Annotated in this window: 1 tRNA gene and 2 rRNA genes; all 3 read right to left on the bottom strand. The window is 53.1% G+C overall.

Features of this window, described 5'->3' with window-relative positions:
* Nucleotides 1–126: 126 nt before the first annotated feature.
* A tRNA-Met gene (locus tag ACR0LF_RS23445) sits at nt 127–203 on the bottom strand.
* 59 nt (nt 204–262) lie between these two features.
* A 5S ribosomal RNA gene (gene rrf, locus ACR0LF_RS23440) occupies nt 263–377 on the bottom strand.
* Nucleotides 378–572: 195 nt separating this feature from the next.
* Nucleotides 573–3,404, bottom strand: a 23S ribosomal RNA gene (locus ACR0LF_RS23435).
* Nucleotides 3,405–3,797 lie beyond the last annotated feature (393 nt).

Genomic DNA, 3,797 nt, shown 5'->3' with positions numbered 1-3,797 from the left:
TTTGGTTTTGGTGTTAGGCTTTGACCCTCTGACCTTCAGGTTATGAGCCTGACGAGGTGAAGACGTTAAGCGATTGATCCAGTGGATCAATTGTAGTCTGAACGGGCTGCTGTGGATTTTCCGACCTGGTTGCGGGAGTAGGATTTGAACCTACGACCTTCAGGTTATGAGCCTGACGAGCTACCGGGCTGCTCCATCCCGCGTCAGGGTCGGAAAGTGTGATATCGTATTAGAGAGAAGTTTGATTGGGGGATTTTTCTAGGTTTGGCGGTGACCTACTCTCCCGGGGCTTAAGCCCAAGTACCATTGGCGCGGCAGTGCTTAACTTCCGGGTTCGGGATGGGACCGGGTGTTTCACTTGCGCTATGACCACCAAACCGAGGAAAATCCCCGTCGCGACTTTTGCGGAGCAAAAGCGCGACGCGCAGGAGGCAGCGTATTCGCGAAGCGGATGCGCGTTCCTGCACGGTTGTGTAATCAATCAACAACGTCGCTGTTTGCGTAGCAAAAGCGACGAAGTCATCCAACTCAAGGTCGGTGTATGCTTTGGTCTTGTCTTTCCATTACTGGATCAAATCAAGCCTATCGGGCGATTAGTACCGGTCAACTGAACGCATTACTGCGCTTACATCTCCGGCCTATTGACGTGGTGGTCTTCCACGGCCCTCAGGGAGACCTTGTTTTGAGGGGGGCTTCCCGCTTAGATGCCTTCAGCGGTTATCCTGTCCGATCATAGCTACCCAGCACTGCCGTTGGCACGACAACTGGTCCACCAGTGGATCGTTCACCCCGGTCCTCTCGTACTAGGGGCAACTCCTCTCAAGTCTCCTACACCCACGGCAGATAGGGACCGAACTGTCTCACGACGTTCTAAACCCAGCTCACGTACCTCTTTAAACGGCGAACAGCCGTACCCTTGGGACCTGCTCCAGCCCCAGGATGAGATGAGCCGACATCGAGGTGCCAAACACTGCCGTCGATATGGACTCTTGGGCAGTATCAGCCTGTTATCCCCGGCGTACCTTTTATCCGTTGAGCGATGGCCCTTCCACTCGGGACCACCGGATCACTATGGCCGTCTTTCGACTCTGCTCGACTTGTCAGTCTCGCAGTCAGGCTGGCTTCTGCCATTGCACTCAACGAGCGATTTCCGACCGCTCTGAGCCAACCTTCGCGCGCCTCCGTTACGCTTTAGGAGGCGACCGCCCCAGTCAAACTACCCGCCACGCAGGGTCCCGGATCCGGATAACGGACCGCGGTTAGACATCAAGAGTGCGAAGGGTGGTATCTCAAGGGAGGCTCCACGGATACTTGCGTTTCCGCTTCAAAGCCTACCACCTATCCTGCACATCACAATCCTGATGCCAGTGCGAAGCTGTAGTAAAGGTGCACGGGGTCTTTCCGTCTAACCGCGGGAAGCCTGCATCTTGACAGGCAATTCAATTTCGCTGAGTCGATGTTGGAGACAGCGGGGAAGTCGTTACGCCATTCGTGCAGGTCGGAACTTACCCGACAAGGAATTTCGCTACCTTAGGACCGTTATAGTTACGGCCGCCGTTTACCTGGGCTTCAATTCAAGGCTCTCACCTCTCCTTTTAACCTTCAGGCACCGGGCAGGCGTCAGACCCTATACGTCGTCTTGCGACTTCGCAGAGCCCTGTGTTTTTAATAAACAGTCGCCACCCCCTGGTTTGTGCCCCCAGCCCCTAGTTGCCTAGGAACCGGGCCTCCTTCTCGCGAACTTACGGAGGTATTTTGCCGAGTTCCTTCAACATCGTTCTCTCAAGCGCCTTGGTATGCTCTACCAGTCCACCTGTGTCGGTTTAGGGTACGGTCTGATGGAGGGCTATTTCCAGGAACCACTCAGCAGCCCAATCAATCCGATAAGATTGAACTACACCTGTGATCCGTCACATCCTCCTGGCCTAGGAATATTAACCTAGTTCCCATCGCCTACGCCTTTCGGCCTCGGCTTAGGGGCCGGCTTACCCTGCTCAGATTAGCTTTAAGCAGGAACCCTTGGACTTTCGGCGAGAGTGTCTCTCACACTCTTTGTCGCTACTCATGTCATCATTCTCACTAGTGATCTCTCCACCGGATGGCTCACGCCCCGGCTTCATCGAAAGCTCCAAATATCCTCCAAGGCGTTCCGAAGAACGCTAAAGAGGATAGGAACTATGTCACACTACGCTCTGCTACCGATGCTTACGCATCCCTAGACTTCGGCTCATGGCTTGAGCCCCGTTACATCTTCGCCGCAGGACAACTTATTTAGACCAGTGAGCTGTTACGCTATCTTTAAAGGATGGCTGCTTCTAAGCCAACCTCCTGGTTGTTTTGGTCGTCCCACCTGCTTTCCCACTTAGCCATGAATTGGGGGCCTTAGTCGTAGGTCAGGGTTGTTTCCCTCTCCACTACGGACGTTAGCATCCGCAGTGTGTCTGCCATCTAGTACTCCCGGGTATTCGGAGTTTGGTTAGGATCAGTAAGCCTGTGGGGCCCCATTACCCATCCAGTGCTCTACCCCCCGGGGTATTCGGATGACGCTCTACCTAAATAGATTTCGCAGAGAACCAGCTATCTCCGAGTTTGATTGGCCTTTCACCCCTAGGCACAGCTCATCCCGATCCTTTTCAACGGATGTGGGTTCGGTCCTCCAGTAAGTGTTACCTTACCTTCAACCTGGCCATGCCTAGATCACTCGGTTTCGGGTCTGATCCCACGAACTCATGCGCCCTATTAAGACTCGCTTTCGCTACGCCTACACCTAACGGCTTAAGCTTGCTCGTGAGACCAAGTCGATGACCCATTATACAAAAGGTACGCCGTCAGCTCGCAAGGAGCCTCCGACTGATTGTAGGCGTTCGGTTTCAGGTACTGTTTCACTCCCCTCGTCGGGGTGCTTTTCACCTTTCCCTCACGGTACTGGTTCGCTATCGGTCAGCAAGGAGTACTTAGCCTTCGAAGGTGGTCCTCCGATCTTCAGACAGAATTTCACGTGTTCCGCCCTACTTAATACGTCCGTCAAAGCTTCCTATACGGGGCTGTCACCCGCTATGGCCACGCTTCCCAACGTGTTCTAGTCACTTATCCGGCTCGGCTGGTCCCCGTTCGCTCGCCGCTACTAGGGGAGTATCAATTGATTTCCTTTCCTCCGGGTACTTAGATGTTTCAGTTCCCCGGGTTTGCTCTTAAAACCCTATGTATTCAGGTCTTAAGTACTTGGTTAAGCGACATATTGATTAGCAAAACTAACAATATGAAGCTTTCAAGTGGGTTGCCCCATTCAGAAATCCATGGATCAAAGCTTATTCTCAGCTCCCCATGGCTTATCGCAGAGTATCACGTCTTTCATCGCCTCTTGCTGCCAAGGCATTCACCAAACGCCCTTCTCGCGCTTGATTTGATCCAGAAAGAGAAAGACATAACATTTTGTGCTACCGCCTATTCGGCTACTTGAGCACAGTCAGGTCAATCGCGACCGCCCAGCTGGTAACTAAAGGCGATCTTTCTTCTGAACCAAAAGCATACTTTCCCGCCTTCCATCCTGGAACCCGCGCTGCCGATGTCGGTCGGCCCCACGCAGAGGATAGAAGACAATGCATGATCATTTTAGTGCCAGTCATCCTTGCGGGTGACTATTGGCGCCGATCATGCGGGTTAGTGTACTTGACTTGGACAACTCTGTTCGTTTCAGCCGGGATATTCAAAGAGGGACGAGGAAACATCCCTAATCAAACCTCCTCCGAAGAGGACCAACTGAGATCAACGCCACACTCGGCGCGATCAAACAGTGT

Source organism: Ruegeria sp. E8 (assembly GCF_056533985.1).
This window is presented reverse-complemented; position numbering and strand designations above follow the sequence as displayed.